The organism is Stenotrophomonas sp. 28608_Sma, from assembly GCF_056486185.1.
The window spans coordinates 1623208-1642781 of sequence record NZ_CM151308.1; the positions used below are offsets into that span (position 1 = coordinate 1623208).

Genomic DNA, 19574 nt, shown 5'->3' on the forward strand with positions numbered 1-19574 from the left:
GGAAAGGGCTCTGACCCCATCGATGCGTCTATCCACGCATGGCGTGAATCTACTGGGGTATGCCGTCTTCGACATGTACATGCTCCATTGATGCACATGTGAACCCTCCGATGAAGAGGGCTTCGCGTTGCTCTGGGCGCTTGGGCGTGAAGGTGCCCAAACGCAGTGCTTGGTCGTACGCGCCTTCATTCAATGGATAGCGGGTCAGTACGCCTGTCAGGGAGTGCTTGGCGGCCCAAGTCAGTCCCGACTCCCGGCTGACGAAGACACCTCCGGCGAAGCGCGCGCCTGCGCCGTGGAAGACCCAGATGCCATGGATTTCGGTGTTGATGTTCATCTCCTTGGTAGATCCATGCCATGCGTGGAATCGACATTTCAGTGACTTCGTGAGGCCCCGGAAAAAGCACTTGACGCCACTTCCAGAACAGGTAGAATTTCGCCTCCCAAGCGGGAATAGCTCAGTTGGTAGAGCGCAACCTTGCCAAGGTTGAGGTCGCGAGTTCGAGTCTCGTTTCCCGCTCCAGATTCAAGAAAAACGCTCCCGTAAGGGGGCGTTTTTCGTTATGGGCCATCAAAGTGCCCTGAGGTGATTTCGGCCGGGGTATGAGGGTTGCTCGATGTGGTGTCCCCAACATCCGGCCTGTCAGGCCGGTCGATCATCATCGCGCACCAGACTTGGTCCTTGGCTCGCGAGGCTTGGTGTCCTCCAGAAAAATTTTCATCCATGCATCCATGACGCTGAAGACATCAATGTCGAATTCTGGAATTTCAGGATTCTCATGCCACCAAATCAGGCCATCCGAATCACCATGGTTGTCGGCGTTTACTGCGACATAGTCTCCGCCGCCGTTTGAGAATACGGTGATCCAACCTGCTGCAAAGGAGTCGTCTGACTCGTCGACCAGTTCGGAGATCCGTGACTGGTCGCCAAGGCGTTGCGGGCCCATGGAGCGTGCAGGAAAGAAGGTATATCCGTCGTGCACTTCGCGATAGAAGTCCTGCAGTCTCCTGGGCAGATGCTTGAACTCGAAGGTCTCTGCGGCTCCACCTTCGACGGGCCTTCCCCCTACGTAGTAGTAGAGGCTGTTTCCATCGTGAAAGATGTACGCCAATTCAATTTCATCACCTAGTAGTAGTGCTGTGCCCAGCAGGCAGCCGTTGAACAGCGCAATGGTCGATGGGAACTCATTGGAGAATGAGTTCCAGCCAGCAGGAAAGACCGGGGCGACGTCGGGCCTGAGTCCGAAGTTCTCCCAGCTTCTGGGCAATGCGACATCTTGAGGTACATCCTTGAGTGAAAGGCATACCTTGTGATGAGGGAATGTATCGCCAAGGTCCCTGGCAATGTCATCAAGCGTAGTCATGTCATTCTTCCTGCAGCGGCCCGAAATCAATTCCTGTAAACCAATCGTTCTGCTGATCGATGAATCCGTCTGTCTCGAAATTTTGAATAAGCATCTGCTCGGCCTCTTGGCAGTGCGCTCATTCCGAATGGCTTGTCGTACGTTGCTATGCTGGGCGGAAAGGGGCCATACAAATAGTCCGAAAAGACGCAGCAAATGCCCATGTTCGAATCTAATGTGACCAGGACATTTCCGGGCGACGAGGAGGGGCCTGCCAGCCTTTGGAACAGTGCCAGTCCTCCGACGCAGATCGGTCGATGCCGGAGGGAATAGACCAGTTGGTAGAGCGCAACCTTGCAAGGTTGAGGTCGCGAGTTCGAGTCTCGTTTCCTGCTCCAGATTCAAGAAAAACGCTCCCTCAAGGGGGCGTTTTTCGTTTGCGCCCAACGCGCTTCATTGTCACTTCACCGTCGCTCCATCGCCCCACCACATGAATGCTGGATGCTGCATCCTTCGTTCCAAGGGTGACGCCGCGATGCCTCATCAATCCTCTGCCTACGACCACGATCTGGTCATCGTTGGCGCAAGCTTCGCCGGTGCGGCCTGCGCGTTGGCTGCAGCGCAGTACGGCCTGCGCGTCTGCGTGCTTGAACGCAAGGCCGACCCCGGCGAACGCCTGCACACCACCGGCATCGTGGTGAAGGAAGCGATGGAGCAGACCTGGCTGGGGCGCATGCCCGAATGCCTGGTGCAACGCGTTGCCAATGTGCGGCTGTATGCGCCGAACCTGCGCAGCGTGTTGTTGGCCGCGCCGGGCTATTACTTCCTCACCACCGATACGCCGAACCTGATGCGCTGGCTGGCCAGCGAGCTGCGCGCGAATGGTGTCGACCTTCGCCTGCAGCAGTCCTTCACCGGCGCCCATCGCAGTGGTGACGGCTGGCAGGTGGAAGGGGCAGGGCGGTGCGCCTACCTGGTCGGTGCCGATGGTGCACGCTCACGCGTTGCCCAGCGCACCGGGCTCGGCAAGGTGCCTGACAACCTCTACGGCGTGGAACGTGAGTTCGCCGGCCTCCAGTTGCCGCAGGGCGACGCACTCCATTGCTTCGTCAGCAAGCGCTTTGCACCGGGTTACATCGGGTGGGTCGCACAGAACCCGACCGGGCTGCAGGTCGGCTTGGCGCTGCGCCATGACCCGAACCAGGTGCGGCCGCCTGATATCGATGGCTTTCTTGAGCACGTGCGCGATGTGGTCGGCATTCCGCCTTCGGCGCGTCCCTCGGCCACCCGCGCAGGGCTGGTGCCCTGCGGCCGGCCGGATGGGCCGTTCACCGGCCAACGCGTGATCCTGACCGGCGACGCGGCGGGCATCGTCTCACCACTGTCCGCCGGAGGCATCCATTCCTCGTGGCGGCATGGCTGGGCAGTCGGCGAGGCGATTGCCCGCCATCTGCGTGGGCAAGGGCGGGAAGCGGAACGGGTGGCGCGGCAGGTGGCGCCGGCATTCCATGGCAAGCGCCTGCTGCGCTGGGCGATGGATCATCTGCAGGCCGACTGGCCGCTCAACGCACTGCTGCATACGGCGGCCACGCGGCGCATCGCTGAGCAGGTCTACTTCCACCGCCGTGGCCTACGCACGTGATGCGCAATTCGATGGCCATCTAATTCCATGATTCTGTATTTATTTACGTAAATACACATATAAGCAACAAAATTAGGGAATTAAATTCATTGAACAGGAGTGGTGTCGATTCTATAATTTGGGTGCCAACTGGCATGGGAAGAGGGTGGTGAGCGCTATGTTGGATTTGGGCTTCAGCAAGCCCGGCGAGGTCGTCAAGCGACTCTGCGAGCGCTTGCGCACAGAGCGCATGGCGTTGGGCATGACACAGTCGGATCTGGCCGGGCGTGCCGGCATTGGGACCAACACCGTGTCCAATCTGGAGGCCGGGCGCAATGTTGGCTTCGAGGCGGTGGTCCGCGTGGCGATGGTCCTTGGTCGGATCAACGAACTCGAAGCCCTGTTCCAGCCAAAGCTGGACAGCATCGAAGACATTCGGCGCTACGAAGAGGCCGCGAATCGCCTGCGGACGAAGAGGAAGCCCCGCAATGCCTGAGCAAGTGAATGTCTTCTACGAGGGGTGGGGAGAGCGATGGCTCTGGGGAACGCTGGTCTCCACCACCGCCCTGACCGGCCGCCCGCTGATCGCCTTCGAGTACAGCAACGAGGCCAGGCAAAGGGGGCTGGAGCTGTCTTCGTACAAGCTGCCGCTGGCCGGCCCTCCGTTGCGGCGGGATTTTCCGGACCATCAACTGCAACTGCCCGGGCCCGTGTATGACGCCTTGCCAGACGGCTGGGGCATGCTGCTGATGGACCGCATGTTCAGACGCCGAAGGATCAGTACAGCACGCATCGGCCCGCTCCAGCGTTTGGCCTGCATCGGTGGCAACGCGATGGGGGCCATGACGTTTGAACCTGTGGCGCCCGAGGGTGAGGCGCCGCAGGTCCACATCCCGCTGGAGCAGCTTGCCGCTGAAGTGCAGGAGGTGCTCCGGGGAGAAGGTGGCGAATTTCTGCAGACCTTGCTGCTGGTGGGCGGCTCACCCCAAGGTGCAAGGCCCAAGGCACTTGTCTATCGCGATCCGCAGTTCGGTGGGTTCACCACGGCCGCCGAGCCAGGGTTCGAAGCCTGGCTGGTCAAGTTCCCGGCCAGAGAAGAGCATGCCGAGGCGTGCGCCATCGAAATGGTCTACGCCGAGTGCTTGCGCAGGTGCGGCATCGAGACCCCGGACACGCAGTACTTCAGCCTGCCCAATGGGCTGGCCGCGTTCGCCAGCAAGCGCTTTGATCGCCACGATGGGTTGCGTGTACCCATGCAGAGTCTTGCCGCATTCACGGGCGCCAACTACCAGACGGCGGGGTCCTTGGACTATGTCAACTTCCTGCGCGCGACCCAGCTGTGTACCAATGACGTGCGGCAAATGGCCGTGGCCTTCGAGCGTGCGGTCTTCAACGTCGCCTTCAACAACCGGGACGATCATCCGAAGAATTTTGCCTACATCATGTCGCCGGATGGGCAATGGCGCCTGGCCCCGGCCTACGACGTGACCTTCTGCGAGGGACCCAACGGATATCACCAGATGGACGTCATGGGGGAGGCACTGGCGATTTCCCGTGCTGACATGCTTCGGCTTGCCGAGGAAGCAGAAGTGCAGCAGGGTGACGCCAGTCTGGCGATTGACAGCATCTGCGAGGTGGCCAGCCAATTCACCGAAATCGCCAACGGCATGTATTCAAGCGTTATTGCTCAAGACACCTTGAGCATGATCCAAGGGCGTATCAACGAGAACGTGGCTCTGCTGCGGCAAGTCCGGCCTGGCCTGCGGACCTGAGGCCCGGGCGCAGGGGCCTGAACGCCCCCCTTCACTTCACCTGAAAATTCCTGTTGACGCCGTGCAGCAATATCGACACAATAGCGCTCCTTCGACGCAGGTCGAACGGAATCTGCGGGAATAGCTCAGTTGGTAGAGCGCAACCTTGCCAAGGTTGAGGTCGCGAGTTCGAGTCTCGTTTCCCGCTCCAAGTTATGATCTACGGACTTCCACTGACGTCTGTAAGTCGTTGAAAAGAGGAGCTTCGGCTCCTTTTTTCATTCCAGCGAAAGCCACGGAAATCCACTGACAGCCAGCGTTTTTGAGGCCAAAAACAAGGCCAAAGAATGCGGGTGGTGCCGGTTCCGGGTTGTTGCTGGGGTTGGATCGGGATGACAAGCAGCATCGGGCCTAAGTCCAAGACTTAGGAGCTTGATGATGACACTCTCTGATCTGACCGTGCGGCAAGCCAAGGCCGCCGAGAAAACGTACAGCATCCCCGACACCGATGGCCTCGGCCTGGTGGTCGCCCCCACCGGCGGCAAGTCGTGGCATTTGCGCTATTACTGGCTCGGCAAGCAAAAGCGCATCTCCCTGGGGAACTACCCCGAGATCGGTTTGCGCGAAGCGCGCACCTTGCGCGACGAAGCCCGGGCGCTTCTGGCAAAGGGCATCAACCCCCATACCGATCGCAAACAGAAGCGACACGCGGTCAAGCTTGCGGCCGACTACACCTTCAAGGCCGTCTTCGATGCGTGGGTCGAGCATCGCCGCAAGGAAATCAAGGAGGGCAGGAACAGCACGCTGTCGCAGATCCTGCGGATCTTCAACAAGGACGTGCTGCCCAGCCTCAAGCAGATGTCGATCTACGACATTCGCCGGCCCCAACTCCTGGGCGTCCTGGCGAGGATCGAGGAGCGCAAGGCGTTCACCACTGCCGAGAAGGTCCGCACCTGGCTGGGGCAGTTGTTCCGCTATGCCCTCGTCATCGTGGAGGGGCTGGAAGCCAATCCGGCCTCCGACCTGGACGTGGTGGCCGAGCCCAAGCCCCCGGTGAACCACAACCCCTACCTGCATCTTCGGGAGCTTCCCGAGTTCCTGCACAAGCTCAGGCTCTACAACCCTCGTGGTTGGCAGACCCAACTCGGCATCCGGCTGCTGTTCCTGACCGGCGTGCGTACCGGCGAGCTGCGGCTGGCGACCCCGGACCAGTTCGATCTCGACCGTGGCCTGTGGATCATCCCGCCGCAGATTGTCAAACAACTCCAGGACGAGATGCGCAAGGCCGGCAAGCGCCCGCAGGACGTTCCGCCCTACATCGTGCCGTTGTCCGTGCAGGCCATCGAGATCGTGCGCTACCTGTTGGGTGTGATGAAGCCGGCCCAGGTCCATCTGCTCACGCACCGCAGCGAACTCAAGAAGCGCATCAGCGAGAACACCCTCAACGCGGCCTTGAAACGAATGGGCTACGAGGATCAACTGACCGGGCACGGCATCCGCGGAACCATCTCGACGGCGCTCAACGAGATCGGCTATCCCAAGATTTGGGTGGACGCGCAGCTTTCGCACTCGGACCCGAACAAGGTGAGTTCGGCCTACAACCACGCCAAGTATGTTGAGCCGCGCCGTCGGATGATGCAGGACTGGGCGGATCGCCTCGACTTACTCGAACAGGGCCAGGTCGAAGCGGCCAGCGCCCACCTCACCATCCATATCGAGGGCGTGCCAGCCATCGCAGGGGAGGACAACCCCGACGCCATCGTTGCAGGCACTTCTGCGGCTTCGGCTCCGCCCGTGGTGGTCACCCCCATTGTCGTGACGCCAAACGACGCGGGAATCACCTTCCAGCGGCTGTCGCAGGTGCCACCGCCCCCGACGCGTGCGCCGGCGCCGGCGCCGGAAGTATCCGCCATCCAGCGCGAGCGCGAGGAAATGCTCGCCATCTACGAATCGCCGAGCAGTTTGCCGGTTCCGCTGTTCGGTAAGCTGGCCGGAAAGTCCAAGGACCAGATAAACCGCGAGCTGAAGGCGGGCAAACTGCTGTCCATCAGCTTGGGCAATCGCGGGCAACGTGTGCCCGACTGGCAACTGGTGCCGCTCAAGCACAAACTGGCCCAGGTGCTCATGAACCAGTGTCCGCACGCGGATTCGTGGGACTTGTACCGGATGCTGACCCGCGTACACCCGGATCTGGGTGATCGCGCGGCCATCGACATCGTGACACCCGGAAATTTGGGCATGGTCGTGCGGGTCATCGCGGGCACCCAGCAGCAGCCAAACAGGCCCGGACCTGATTCGTCTGCGCAAGGTATTCCAGAGGAGATTCGCCAGCGCATTCAACGGTTGCTAAATGATGCGGCAATGCTCGAAAGTGCCTGACGCTGGCCGACGGCCAAAGATGGATGCTTTGGCCGTCGGAAGTGAGCTACAGGATGCGGGCCTTTGCAGTCCGCAGCGCATACGGCGCGGCGCGATGAGGCGTGCGGCCATCCTGAAGGCCATAGCCTTCTGAGCGCCTACAACCGGACTGAGTCAGCCCCTACGTCGTCCCAGAATGTAGTGGTCGTATTAGTGAGCGCGCCGCAGTAATTACCGAGAAGTAATGGGGTAAGGCATCGGGACTGCATCACTGGTCCTCGGGGACGGCAGAGACCCACTTGGTTGCTCCGCGTATCGGACCAGCGCGTACGTCGGCAGGAAATCTATCCGCGCCATGAATTCAGTGATGGTGAAGCAATGTTGGCGGCGGGTCTGGCCGGCTGCGGCATCATGCAGATGCCGACATGGCTGGTGGCCGAAGATATACGGCAGGGGCGCTTGATCCCCTTGCTGCCGGACTGGGCAGGTGGTGAGATGCCTATCCATGCAGTGTGGCCGCAATCGCGTTACCTGCAGCCCAAGGTTCGGGCTGTCATAGAAATGCTGACGATTCTGTCTGAACGGCCGGGGTCAGGTTTTGTTCCCTGATATGGCTCGTCACTGCCAAGCGGTTAGTCGTGCCTCCGCGCCTTCGGCCAGTTCTTACGCCGGCTAAAGCGCATGTGTCGAATGGTTATTCGCTCGGGTGCCGATAGGCCGCACCGGAAACGGCAGGGCCTTGGTTATGAGACCCTGCCGCGTTGCAACGTTAGCGCGGCTTACGCATCAGCATGTAGGCAGCCGGAATCACGAAGAGCGACAGCAACGGAGCGGTCACCATCCCTCCAAGCATCGGGGCTGCGATGCGGCTCATGACCTCCGAGCCCGTACCGCTGCTCCAGACAATGGGTACCAGGCCCGCCAGGATGACGGCGACGGTCATCGCCTTGGGCCGCACGCGCAGCACGGCACCCTCCCGGATCGCATCGAGCAGTTCTTCTCGCGTCGGGTCGCGTCCATCGGGGCAACGTTCCGCCAAGGCCTGCTTCAGATAGATGAGCATCACCACGCCGAACTCCGCCGCCACACCTGCCAGCGCGATGAATCCCACGCCGGTGGCGATGGACAGGTTGTAGTTCAGCAGGTACAGGAACCAGATGCCCCCCGTGAGCGCGAAGGGCAAGGTCGCCATGATCAAGCCCGCTTCGTCCACACGCGCGAAGGTCAGGTACAACAGAACGAAGATGATCAACAGGGTGGCAGGCACCACAACCTTCAGGCGTGCATTGGCCCGCTCCATGTATTCGAACTGCCCGGAGTAGGTGATGCTCACACCCGGCTCCAGCTTGACCTGCTGCCCGATGGCATCGCGCAGTTCGTTGGCCACCGAGGCTAGATCACGGCCGCGCACATCGACATAGACCCAACCGGAGGGCCGTGCGTTCTCGCTCTTGAGCATGGGCGGCCCATCGGTGATCGCGATGCGTGCCACGGTCCCCAACGTGATCTGCTGACCCATCGGCGTGAAGATGGGTAGTTCTGCCAGCCGTTGTGGTGAATCACGCCATTCTCGCGCGTAGCGCAGATTGATCGGAAAGCGGGCAAGCCCCTCGACCGTTTCCGAGACGTTTTCGCCACCCACCGCGCCGGCGATGACGGCCTGGACATCGGCGATGTTCAGGCCGTAGCGACCGGCGGCTACGCGGTCGATCTGAACATCCACGTAGCGCCCGCCCGTCAAGCGCTCCGCGAGGGATGACGTCACGCCGGGAATGCCCTTGGCGACCTGCTCGACCTCTGCAGCGATGCGATCGATCACGCCCAGGTCGTTGCCGGTCACCTTCACCCCGATCGGGCTCTTGATGCCGGTAGCCAGCATGTCGATGCGATTGCGGATAGGGGGAATCCAGATATTGGACAGGCCCGGGATCTTCACGGCACGATCCAGCTCTTCCACGAGCTTCTCGGGCGTCATGCCTGGACGCCATTGTTCCCTGGGCTTGAGCTTCACCGTGGTCTCGAACATCTCAAGGGGCGCCGGATCGGTCGCAGTTTCGGCCCGTCCTGCCTTGCCGAACACCTTGTCCACTTCAGGTACGGTCTTGATCATGCGGTTGCTCAGCTGCAGCAACTCCGTGGCGCGCTGCGCCGAGAGTCCCGGCAGGGCCGAGGGCATGTAGAGCAGGTCCCCTTCGTCCAACCTCGGCAGAAACTCACCGCCGAGCCGCGCCAAGGGCCAGGCCGTGGTCGCCAAGGCCAGCACGGCGATCAGCAGCGTCGCCTTAGGCCGGCGCAGTACCCACTCCAGTGCTGGCCGGTAGGCTGCAATCAGGATGCGGGTGATGGGGTTCTTCTGCTCATCCGGGATACGCCCGCGAATCCAGTAGCCCATGAGTACGGGAATCAGCGTCACTGACAGCCCTGCGGCCGCGGCCATCGCGTAGGTCTTGGTGAACGCCAGCGGGCCGAACAGCCGGCCTTCCTGCGCTTCTAGGGTGAAGACCGGGATGAACGAGAGCGTGATGATGAGCAGCGAGAAGAAGAGCGCAGGACCGACTTCCTCTGCGGCCTGTGTGATCACGTCCCACCGTTCCTTGCCCTGCAGTCGTTGATCCGGGTGCGCGTGCTGCCAAGCCTCCAGCTTCTTGTGGGCGTTCTCGATCATCACCACCGCTGCATCCACCATCGCCCCCACGGCGATGGCAATCCCCCCCAGCGACATGATGTTGGCGTTGATGCCCTGGTAGCGCATGACCAGGAACGCCGTCATCACGCCCAGAGGTAGCGAGATGATGGCCACCAGCGCAGAACGAAGATGCCAAAGGAACAGTGCGCAGACCAGCGCCACCACCAGAAACTCTTCGCCCAGCTTGGTCGTGAGATTGCGAATGGCCCGCTCGATCAGCGCGCTGCGGTCGTAGCTGGTGACGATCTCGACGCCCGGCGGCAGGCTGCCCTGCAGCTCCGCGAGCTTGGCCTTGACGGCAGCGATCGTCTCCTGGGCATTCTTGCCGGAGCGCAGCACCACCACGCCGCCGGCGACCTCGCCTTCTCCGTCGAGTTCGGCAATGCCACGCCGCATCTCCGGGCCTATCTGGAGCGTCGCCACATCCCCCAGCCGCACCGGCACACCGCCGCGTGCCGTCAAGGGGATCTCCCGGAACTCGTCCAGGGTCTTGAGGTATCCGCTCGCGCGGACCATGTACTCCGCGCCTGACAATTCCAGGACGGAGCCGCCGGTCTCCTGGTTGGCCCCCATCAGGGCATCGCGGACTTGAGCCTGACTGAGGCCATAGGACGCCAACTTGATCGGGTCGAGCACGACCTGGTACTGCTTGACCATGCCCCCCACCGATGCCACTTCGGCCACGTTGGGCAGGCTCTTGAGTTCGAACTTCAGGAACCAGTCCTGCAACGCACGCAGTTGCGCCAGATCGTTCTTGCCCGTGCGATCCACGAGCGCGTACTGGAAGATCCAGCCGACGCCTGTGGCGTCCGGACCCAGGGCCGGCTTCGCCGTGGCGGGCAATCGGCCCTGGACCTGGTTCAGGTATTCCAGTACCCGTGAGCGGGCCCAGTACAGGTCGGTTCCGTCCTCGAACAAGACATAGACGAACGAGTCGCCAAAGAACGAGAAGCCGCGCACGGTCTTGGCCCCTGGCACCGACAGCATGGTGGTGGCCAACGGGTAGGTGACCTGGTTCTCGACGATCTGCGGCGCCTGTCCTGGGTAGTTGGTGCGAATGATGACCTGCACGTCTGACAAGTCCGGCAGCGCATCCACGGGCGTGCTGCGAACGCCCCACACGCCCCATGCCGTGAGCATGGCGGTGGCCAGCAGCACCAGGAAGCGATTGGCCACCGACCATCGAATCAGTTTGGCGATCATGGCTGCACCTTTTCGATGGCGGTGATCACGTAGTCCTCACCTTGCTTGGAGAAGGTGAATCGCACCTGCTGCCGAACCGAAAGACCCGCGGCGAGCTGCGGGCTGCTCAGCTTGAAGCCCATGGTCATGGCCGGCCATTGGAGGGCTGGCACGGCCTCGTGCGCCAGCGTCAGCTCGGTGGGCGACATCTCCTCGATCACGCCGCGCACCACGAAAGCGTTGGTGGCCGCGGCCGGTGGCGACGAGGTGCCGTGCCCGTTGTGCGGCGATGCAGGCGCGGACGCCGCGGCACCTGCAGGCAGCACGCCCCGCAGGCTGGCTTCCGAATCGATCAGGAACTGCGCCGAGGCCACCACCTGCTGTCCCGCCGCGAGCCCGCCGTTGACCACCAGTTGATCGCCTACCTCCGCGCCCACCTGGACCTCCACGGGATGGAACTTGCCGGGTCCATCGACCACATAGGCCAGTGCGCGCTTGCCGGTGCGGATGACCGCCTCGCTGGGAACAAGCAGCGCGGGCTGTTCGTTGCCTTTGAGCGCGATCTGGCCGCACATGCCGGCCTTCAGGCGCTGGCCGGGATTGGCCATTTCAAGCCGCACTCGCACCGTACGGGTGTCGCGGTTGGCTTCGGGCAGGATGCTCACGATGCGCGCCTGGAGCACTTCACCGGGAAACGCCGCCAGCCGGACCTGCGCCGTTTGGCCGACCTGCAATGGCCCGCTTTGTGCTTCGGGGACAGCCGCTTCGATCCACACCGTGGCCAAGCCATTCACCCGGGCCAGGCTTTCCCCGGCGGAAACCGTCATGCCCTGACGCACCATCAGTTCGGCCACCAAGCCGCCTTGAGGTGTTGTGACCGTGTACAGCCCCTTGGGCTCGCCTGTGCGCTCCACCTGGGCGATCAGGGCTTGCGGCATGCCGAGCAGCAGCAGCCGTTGGCGGGCAGCTGCGGTCAACGGTGCGTCGCCCATCGCGCGAACCGAGAGAAACTCGCGCTGTGCGGCGATCCACTCCGGCAGCAATAGGTCAGGCAGCGGTGCCCCTGCTGCGATCACGTCGCCCGCAGCCCGTGCGTAGACACGCTCGACGAAGCCAGCGGTCCGCGCCTGCACGATGCTGACGTCGCGGTCGTTGAGCAGCACGGTGCCCACGACGTTCACATCTGCGCCGATCTTGCCTTGCACGACTTCGGTTGTACGCAGGCCCAGGGCTTGCACCGCTTGCGCCGACACGCTCAGGCCCGTGCTGTCCTGAGTGTCTTCATCTGCGTACTTCGGCATCAACGCCATGTCCATGTAGGGCGATTTGCCGGGCTTGTCGAACTTCTGGGCCGGCACCATCGGGTCGTACCAATACAGCACCTTGCGCTCGGTCGGAGCACTTGCAATGGTGGCAGCGGGGGAGCCGCTGAGGTGGCCGGCGCGCCATTGGGCGACGCTCCATCCAACGGCAATACCGGCAGCAATCAGCGTCAAGCCGGCAAGGATGTTTCTCGAAGAGGTGTTCATGGCGAGGGTCTCCACTCAGTCCGCGATCAGGCTGTTCAGTCGGGCGACGAGGCTGTCGCGCTGCGCTCCGAGGTCGATCAGACGCATGCGCGTCTCCAGTACCTGGGCGCGTGCACTGAGCACAGCGCTCAGGTCCCCCTTGGCGGATCGGTAGTTGCTCAACGCAAGCGCCGCTCGGTTCCGTACCAGCTGCAAGCCTGCGGTCTGCAGGCGGTCGATCTGGCTGTTCAACGCTTGGAGTTCGGCGGCGCTGTCGTCCAGCTCCTGCAAATGACGCCGCGCCACGTCTTCGCGTTCGGCGTCCAGACGCTCCAACTCGTGCCGTTTTGCCTCGATCATGGGCACTTGGCGTCGATCCTTCTGCCATGGCAGATCGAATGTCACCTGGAATGACACCATGTCGCCCCATCGGCGATCCCGCCGGCTATAGGCAATCTCCCAGGCCCAATCGCCGCGGGTCTCTGATTGGGCTTCGCGGGACTCGGCCCGGGCCATGCTTTGCATCGCCGGATAGAGTTCAAGCTCCGCGTGATTCGCCAGTTCTGTGCGCAGTTGCGCGACGGGGTGAGTGAGCGGGCCTGGATCGCCTTGCAGTGCTTCGTCGGCCCTGGAGCCCACCCAGCGCCGCAATGCGGCCCTGGCCTTGGCCCGGTCCCGCTGTAGATCGTCACGGCGGTCCGTGAGTGTCAGCGCCTCCTGTTGCGCGACCAACAGGTCGCCAGTCTGGGCCGTGCCGCCGGCGACGCGAGCGGGGAGACTGTCTTGCAGGCGCTGGTTCTCCGCGAGCAGTTCCGTCAGCAGTATCTCCCGTTGCTCCACCGCCTGCGCGGCGATCCACGCCAGGCTGAGTTCCTGGCGGATCTGCAATCGCTGCAAAACCAGCGCCGCGCGCTCTCGATCCACACGCGCCTGCGCACTGGCGACCTGGGCGTCGCGCTTGGCCCTGTTGGGCACTTCCTGCATGAGCGCCAGGCGCTGCATCGTCATGGATTCGCGCGTCATGCTCCAGCGATCCATGCCGCTGATGGGATAGTTTTCGATGCCGAGCGAGAGCTTGGGGTCGGGCAGCGAGCCTGCTGCCTTCTGCACGGATTCGGCGACGTTGACCTGCAACTGCTGCGCGCTTATGCGCGGGCTCTGCTGCTCCGCGATAAGGCGTGCCTCAGCAAAATCGAGGGCGTAGGCCACAGGCGAAACAAGCGCACTGCCTGCCAACGCGATGCTGATAGCTTTCAGACGATGCAATCGCATCGAGGCCGGCGTTGTGCCTCGGCCGTACGCTGACGGGCGCCCCTCGGGAAGGTCTGATCAAAGCGCTCTGATGCTTGGATTTCAGCGTCAAGGCGCCAAGTCGACCTCGATATGATGGATTTTGCGCCGTTTCTGACGCTTTTCGACGGCTTTCCCCGTCCAACAGACGGATTTACCCCGTCGGCAGCAACAGACGTCGCCGCGCCATCCACAGATTCGACAGCGCGAACAGCGTCAACACCTGCGCCGTGTTCTTCGCCAACCCGCGATAGCGCACCTTGGTGTAACCGAACTGCCGCTTCACCACTCGGAACGGATGCTCCACCTTCGCCCGCAGGCTGGCCTTGAAGTGCTCCCAGCGTTCGGCGTATTTGCGATCACGCTTGTTCTTCATCGCACGAAGCTTCGACGGCTTCTCCGCGATCCAGAACGCAGCCTCCACGCCTTGCAGCTCCTCGCGCTTGTCCGCGCCCGTGTAGCCGCTGTCGCCGCAGATTGTGTCTTCCTTGCCGTGCAGCAGCTTGTGCACCTGCGTCACGTCGTTGACGTTCGCCGCCGTGCACTCCACGTGGTGCACCAGGCCCGACTCCTCGTCCACGCCAATGTGCGCCTTCATCCCGAAGTGCCACTGGTTGCCCTTCTTCGTCTGGTGCATCTCCGGATCGCGCTTGCCGTCCCTGTTCTTGGTCGAACTCGGCGCCGCGATGATCGTGGCGTCCACGATCGTGCCGGCCTTCAAGCTCTGGCCCTTGCGCGCCAGGTGCGCGTTCACGCGCTCCAGGAGCTGCGGCGCCAGATCATGCGTCTCCAGCAGCCGGCGGAAGCTGAAGATCGTGGTCTCGTCCGGAATGTTGTCCAGCCCGCTGAGGCGGGCGAAGCGGCGCATCACCGCCGTGTCGTACAGCGCCTCTTCCATGGCCGGGTCACTGAGCGCGTACCACTGCTGCAGGAAGTGGATGCGCAGCATCGTCGCCAGCGCGTACGGCTGCCGGCCACGCTGGCCCATCTTCGGGTAGTGCGGTGCGATCAGCGCCAGCAATGCGTTCCACGGCACAACCTGCTCCATCTCCGCCAGGAAGATCTCGCGTCGCGTCTTCTTCCGCTTGCCCGTGTGTTCCGCGTCCCCGAAGCTCAGCTGCATCGTCGTCATCCGTCGAACCTTGCGCTATTGTCGCCGAGGAATTGTTCAGAGCATCCCTCGGGGGCGCCAAAAAAGGGAGTAAACATGGTTGTCCTCGGAATTGGTGTTCACGAAATCACGTGGTCTGCCGCATCGGTGCGCGGCGAGCACGGACACATAAATCAATTCCGCAGGACTTGGAACGTGAGGTAGATCGGCGGAAAGCCCGCGCGGGGATTGGGAGGAATGTAGGTAACGTGCCGCCTGAGGGCTACCCGGTCGAGAACCAACCCGGGCAGCGAGTTGGCGAGCCACATCACGTGCGCCGCGAGAAACTGAATGTCCAGCCCCTGCCATGAAAGCGCCGACTCCCGATCGCCACTGCAATGAGCGTGGCACAACTGTGGCGCTTCGCTGTCCATGGAATCAGGCATGCCGGTGCAATCCGACATTGGCAACTTGTCAGCCTGCTGCATCGAGATCGTGGCACGCATTTGCGTGGTTTCCACAGATGCCCTCGGGTCTGGCTTGGGACAGACGTACATCGCCATCGCAACCTGCGAGAAAAGCAAGGTTACGACTAGGCCGCTGGTAATCCAGCGGCTCCATCTTGCGAGAAGGCGCCTTAAGCCGATCATGTGGACATACTATTGGAAGTTGTGGGGAGTTGAATTGATCAAGGTCAGTTTCCAGGATGAATTGATGCGTCTGGACGGCGCCTTGGCCCGAACCGGCATCCACTGCAAATCCACCGGCAAGGGCGGGCACCGCACGTGGCTGTCATGCTTTACGCGCCTCGGCAACTCGCAAGGCTCTAAGCTCAAATCGATCAGCTACAAGATTCGTCTGTCCCGAGAGTCGCTGCAGGTGCGTAATGACCTCGTAGGGGCCATCGGCTATTGGACGCGTGCAGATTCCGCACTGGCTAGCGGTTTCGATGCGTGATCGCGAAGAAATCCCTACGCCATATCCAGCTGCGACCCAGAGCAACAACATCTCAAAAGAACTGACATGCTGGACATTCGGCCTTTCCGTTGATGACATGGAGGACAGGTACTGGTCCAGCGAAGGAGAATATTCGGCCTTCCATCGAAACACGGAGTGCTCCTTAAGTTCGTCTATTCTGATTGACTGCTGCCGGAGCAGTGGGTATCCCAGCGGCGTGGCAAGAGCTGTCGCCTCAAACCAAAGAGAAAGACTCTTCAGCGAAGAATCGCTCACCTGCTTCAGAGAAAGGCCGACGTCGAAGCGCCGTTTGTAGAGGCCTGTAATGAGATCGCTCGTCGTAACCTCATTAAATTCCATAAAAACTTCGGGCTCCTCCGCGCGCTGCAGGGCAAGCAATGCAGCTAGGTTCGAAGAGGCCACACCAGGCGCTATGGCGAGCCTGAGCTGTGGGCGTGGGCTGGTGGCGTCGTGCATGAGAGGCCCCAAGAAGCGATAAGACAAGGATGGAAAGTCTTCATGATAGCTAGTTTGAGTTAAACTTAACGTGGTTAAATTGTCGGGACTGTTCGACGCTTCCAAGGATGGAGAAGCGAACTGTCCGACGAGGCCGTCCCCCAGGCACTACCACTTTCGACGCCGAGCCAGCGTTGGCATTCGGAGCGGCCGTTCGTGTCGCCCGCCTGACGCAAGGTATTGCTCAGGAAGAACTGGCTGCGAAAGCAGGGATCGAGCGATCGCACATGGGCAAAATAGAGCGTGGGGAGCACATGCCCACTCTCGCTCTGATCTTAAGAATCGCCGCCGGACTCAAGCTTAGTGCTGCGGAACTCGTCAGCGCAGCCGAACGCAATCTTCGTGCTGCGGCGCACGATTCAGATGGGCATTGACGCTTTAGTCATCCGGAGGTCCTCGCAGACGTTCCATGAAGCGATCCAGCGAAACCGATGAGTTGCTGCTTTCTGGCCGAAGCAGATAGGTTGTGATTACCGCCGTGTCCTGCGCCAGAGGGCGAATCACCACGTCCGGCCTCTGGCTGATGGGAATCTTGGTCGCTGTCATGAAACCAATCCCATAGCCTGCGCCGACCAGCGTTAGCATCATGTCCAGCGACGACACTTCTTCGACAACGTTGAGCCTGTGTTCCAGAACCTGTAGCAGCCGATTTAGTTCTCGGCAGTAGCCTTCGCAGGCCAGTTTGTCGCACAGAACCAGTGGGTGACCCTGAAGTTCGTTGAGCGGAACTTGCTTGTGCGCAAGAAGCGAGTGCCGCGCTGGCACGGCGATCACAATCGGGTCTCGCCAGATCGGTTCAGCCACGATGCCTTCGCCAACATCCGCCGCGTGTGCAAATCCGATCGTGAAGTCGCCAGACCGTAGGCCCCGTATCTGCTCGGTCAGCGGTACCTCGGAGAGACGTATCTCGACCTCGGGCTCTTCCGCGCGGCAACGAGCTAGGAACGCCGATAGTCGTGGGTCCATCGCACCATCGGAAATTGCAATGCGCAGGCTGCCCCTCAGGCCCGCGGCAATGGCTCTGGCATTCTCACGCGCTTGCTCCAGGACAGTGAAGAGTCGGCGGGTGTCCTGCAAGAATGCCGCCCCCGCCACGGTCAGCCGTGTACCCCTGCGGTCGCGGTCAAACAGCGTGACCCCAAGCTCATCTTCCAATTCCTTGATCGCGCGAGACAAGGGGGGTTGCTCTATATGCAGCCTCTCGGCCGCCCGCGTGAAATGCAACTCCTCTGCCAAGACGACAAAGCATCGTAGATGACGCAACTCCATAAATCGGGCTCCTCGCAGGTTCTCATTCGCGCAAGATGTCCCGTGGACGAATCACGGTGGATGTGGAGGCTGGATCCATTCCAGGGAAGTTGATGCGCTTGACATCGCAAAAACTGGCATCTTGAGCGCTCGTGGTTGCTCGTGACGCGTCCCAATCGCGCGCGCCCAATCGGGGCGCGCGTCTCTGTCACACTGTGCAGAAGCTTTGAAAAGCACCGCACACCCGCGGCGTCATCCGCCGTGCTCTTTTTGTAGCAGCGAGCCGAGGCGAGCGACTTCATTGCTGGTGATCGCGATGTTGCGCCCATCCTTCGTCGACACCGAAGCCCCGACATTGAGATAGACGGCGCGCCCGAAGCGGCTTTCCTGTGCCATCTTTCCGTCCTTGAAGATGTACAGCGTTCCCCCGTCAGCCAAGGGAACCATCTCCTTGGCTGCTTGGGCTGCTGCATGACCGGCGAAGGCTGGCACGGAGAGAGCGCTCAACAGGGCGGCAATGACAATTTGCGATTTCATGATCGACTCCTTTGTAAAAACGACGACAACTTGCGCCGCGTCGTTAAATGTAGAAGCAGGCGGTCTACAGAGGGCTTACCCGTGCATTACATTCAATTCATGCGCTGTCATCTGCCGCCCATGAAGGATTAGGTTCCAGTGGGAGACAAGATGCCAAGCCATGCAACGCTCGCCAGAACCAAAACGGCCAAGGTTGCCTCCGTGAACAGACTCTGCCTAAGCTTGATGACTGCCTGTGCGCGATTGCCTGCCTTCAAAGCTGCCTCCAGGCTCGGGCTCAACCGATACCGATTGGCAGCAGCCAACGCCAGCATGCCTGCGAAAAGCAGGAGCTTTACCATCAGCAGCCGGCCATACAGCGTCGAGATGAGCGGATCAAACGATGGTCCGGCGATCAACAGGTAATTGAGAGTTCCACTCACGACGAGTGCAGCCACGATCGCTGTACCTATGCGAGCAAAGCCATTCGACGTCCGACTGAGGACCGCTACCGGGTCTTGCGCGACATCCCGCTTGTGGGATGCCAGCATCAAGAACGCCAACAATGCGCCCACCCAAGCGCCCGCTGCCCAGAGGTGGGTGATATCCGACGCAAGATGGATGTAGCCGCGAACGCCGTCGTCCATGGCGCCGTGGCCTGCCCACGCAAGGGTCGCCAGCGCCACGCCGGTGGAGAGCGCCATCACTGCAAATCGCAAGGTAGCGTTCAATTTCAACATTGCGACGAGCACACACACCAACAGCGCGAGGATGCGAATGCACCAGGCGATGCCCATGTGCGTGCCCGTAATGAGCATGTCGAAAACGTGCGTTGACAGCTCCGCGTAGCTTTGGGCGCCGGACATGGCCTTGGCCATGACCGTCATGCCCCACATCGACAGGGCAATGCCGATGGCAGCGGATGCGCCAATGAGGACGCGATAGCGGCGCGAGATCGTCGAGGATCGCTCGTCGTTGCCCAAAGCATAGAGTCCGAACATGGCGACGCCAAACGCCGCCGCCAGGTCCAGATAAAGCGCCAGGCGCAGGACGATGGTCAACCAATCCCCGGCCATGGGCTTACTTCACCTTGAAGGTGACGTTACCCGTGATCGGATGCGTGTCCGAGGAGACGGCACGCCATTCGACGCGATAGTCGCCGGGCTGGAGCGCCTGTGCTGGCGTGATGACCATGGTCTTGCCGTCGCCGGCACCCGCGACGCTGGCGTTGATCTTCATCGGGCCATGGCTCGCCATTCCCGGCATGCCAGTCATGACAAGGCTCGCGGCGGAGAACTGCGGCACCAGCGTTTCGGAGAACTTCAGCTCGATGGTGGCTGGCGCGGAAACCTGCGACTTGTCGGCTGGCGTTGAAGACACCAGCGAAGGATGCGCGAATGCGGCGGTGGCGAACAGACCAGCAGCGATCGGCGCGACGAGCTTGGCGATGAAATGTGAACGGGTCATAGAGATTTCTACCTTGATGTGTGAGGAGTGGTTTAAGAACG

The 19574-nt window shown here is 61.6% G+C and carries 18 protein-coding genes and 2 tRNA genes; 8 read left to right on the top strand and 12 right to left on the bottom strand.

From position 1 onward, the window contains the following. Positions 1–49 precede the first annotated feature (49 nt). Positions 50–337 carry a DUF7710 domain-containing protein gene (locus ACZLHH_RS07405; protein WP_180844469.1) on the bottom strand — a complete coding sequence of 96 codons (288 nt, stop codon included), beginning with the start codon at positions 335–337 and terminating at the stop codon, positions 50–52. Between the two features lie 110 nt (positions 338–447). On the opposite strand from ACZLHH_RS07405, the gene ACZLHH_RS07410 reads away from it, so the two are divergent. Then, positions 448–523: transfer RNA gene (locus ACZLHH_RS07410), tRNA-Gly, on the top strand. A gap of 136 nt (positions 524–659) precedes the next feature. On the opposite strand, the gene ACZLHH_RS07415 is transcribed toward ACZLHH_RS07410, so the two are convergent. Beyond that, positions 660–1364 carry an SMI1/KNR4 family protein gene (locus ACZLHH_RS07415; protein WP_071228376.1) on the bottom strand — a complete coding sequence of 235 codons (705 nt, stop codon included), beginning with the start codon at positions 1362–1364 and terminating at the stop codon, positions 660–662. Positions 1365–1878: 514 nt separating this feature from the next. On the opposite strand from ACZLHH_RS07415, the gene ACZLHH_RS07420 reads away from it, so the two are divergent. The 6 genes from ACZLHH_RS07420 (at position 1879) to ACZLHH_RS07445 (ending at position 7682) form a co-directional block, all read left to right on the top strand. After that, positions 1879–2985 (top strand): NAD(P)/FAD-dependent oxidoreductase, encoded by a 1107-nt coding sequence (locus ACZLHH_RS07420; protein WP_107433532.1) that lies wholly within the window; start codon positions 1879–1881, stop codon positions 2983–2985. A gap of 157 nt (positions 2986–3142) precedes the next feature. Then, positions 3143–3460, top strand: coding sequence for a helix-turn-helix domain-containing protein (locus ACZLHH_RS07425; protein WP_180844468.1), 318 nt, complete (start codon positions 3143–3145; stop codon positions 3458–3460). Further along, entirely contained in the window at positions 3453–4736 is a 1284-nt protein-coding gene (locus tag ACZLHH_RS07430; RefSeq protein ID WP_107433533.1) for a type II toxin-antitoxin system HipA family toxin, read from the top strand. Before ACZLHH_RS07425 ends, ACZLHH_RS07430 begins: the two co-directional genes overlap by 8 nt. A 114-nt stretch (positions 4737–4850) precedes the next feature. Next, positions 4851–4926 (top strand) — tRNA-Gly (locus ACZLHH_RS07435). 224 nt (positions 4927–5150) lie between these two features. Further along, positions 5151–7094 carry a tyrosine-type recombinase/integrase gene (locus ACZLHH_RS07440; protein ID WP_034012210.1) on the top strand — a complete coding sequence of 648 codons (1944 nt, stop codon included), beginning with the start codon at positions 5151–5153 and terminating at the stop codon, positions 7092–7094. 282 nt (positions 7095–7376) lie between these two features. Further along, a complete protein-coding gene (locus tag ACZLHH_RS07445; RefSeq protein ID WP_071537155.1) occupies positions 7377–7682 on the top strand; it encodes a LysR substrate-binding domain-containing protein in 306 nt (101 codons plus the stop codon). A gap of 160 nt (positions 7683–7842) precedes the next feature. Here the strand turns inward: ACZLHH_RS07445 and ACZLHH_RS07450 are convergent, their stop codons facing one another. The 6 genes from ACZLHH_RS07450 to ACZLHH_RS07475 form a co-directional block, all read right to left on the bottom strand. Further along, positions 7843–10962, bottom strand: a complete 3120-nt coding sequence (locus tag ACZLHH_RS07450) for an efflux RND transporter permease subunit (protein WP_016445091.1) — start codon at positions 10960–10962, stop codon at positions 7843–7845. Continuing rightward, a complete protein-coding gene (locus tag ACZLHH_RS07455) occupies positions 10959–12470 on the bottom strand; it encodes an efflux RND transporter periplasmic adaptor subunit (RefSeq protein WP_016445092.1) in 1512 nt (503 codons plus the stop codon). Before ACZLHH_RS07455 ends, ACZLHH_RS07450 begins: the two co-directional genes overlap by 4 nt. 15 nt (positions 12471–12485) lie before the next feature. Beyond that, positions 12486–13721 carry a TolC family protein gene (locus ACZLHH_RS07460; protein ID WP_013391831.1) on the bottom strand — a complete coding sequence of 412 codons (1236 nt, stop codon included), beginning with the start codon at positions 13719–13721 and terminating at the stop codon, positions 12486–12488. A gap of 172 nt (positions 13722–13893) precedes the next feature. Next, complete coding sequence (locus ACZLHH_RS07465) at positions 13894–14862, bottom strand: IS5 family transposase (protein WP_016445093.1); 969 nt, start codon at positions 14860–14862, stop codon at positions 13894–13896. 161 nt (positions 14863–15023) lie between these two features. Next, positions 15024–15335, bottom strand: a complete 312-nt coding sequence (locus ACZLHH_RS07470; protein WP_006226245.1) for a hypothetical protein — start codon at positions 15333–15335, stop codon at positions 15024–15026. Between the two features lie 286 nt (positions 15336–15621). After that, positions 15622–16263: a LysR substrate-binding domain-containing protein gene (locus ACZLHH_RS07475; RefSeq protein WP_013391828.1), complete on the bottom strand. Its 642-nt coding sequence runs from the start codon at positions 16261–16263 to the stop codon at positions 15622–15624. A 107-nt stretch (positions 16264–16370) separates the two neighbouring features. Between ACZLHH_RS07475 and ACZLHH_RS07480 the strand changes: the two genes are divergently transcribed. Further along, positions 16371–16676 (top strand): helix-turn-helix domain-containing protein, encoded by a 306-nt coding sequence (locus ACZLHH_RS07480; RefSeq protein WP_013391827.1) that lies wholly within the window; start codon positions 16371–16373, stop codon positions 16674–16676. A 4-nt stretch (positions 16677–16680) separates the two neighbouring features. Here ACZLHH_RS07480 and ACZLHH_RS07485 read toward each other — a convergent pair whose 3' ends face one another. From ACZLHH_RS07485 to copC, 4 genes are all read right to left on the bottom strand, one after another. Continuing rightward, positions 16681–17571, bottom strand: coding sequence for a LysR family transcriptional regulator (locus ACZLHH_RS07485; RefSeq protein WP_013391826.1), 891 nt, complete (start codon positions 17569–17571; stop codon positions 16681–16683). 231 nt (positions 17572–17802) lie between these two features. After that, on the bottom strand, positions 17803–18087 hold the full coding sequence (locus ACZLHH_RS07490; RefSeq protein WP_003090336.1) for a CopK family periplasmic copper-binding protein: 285 nt from the start codon (positions 18085–18087) through the stop codon (positions 17803–17805). 128 nt (positions 18088–18215) lie between these two features. Then, positions 18216–19127 carry a copper homeostasis membrane protein CopD gene (gene copD, locus ACZLHH_RS07495; protein ID WP_425483444.1) on the bottom strand — a complete coding sequence of 304 codons (912 nt, stop codon included), beginning with the start codon at positions 19125–19127 and terminating at the stop codon, positions 18216–18218. A 19-nt stretch (positions 19128–19146) separates the two neighbouring features. After that, on the bottom strand, positions 19147–19533 hold the full coding sequence (gene copC / locus ACZLHH_RS07500) for a copper homeostasis periplasmic binding protein CopC (RefSeq protein ID WP_008063308.1): 387 nt from the start codon (positions 19531–19533) through the stop codon (positions 19147–19149). Positions 19534–19574 lie beyond the last annotated feature (41 nt).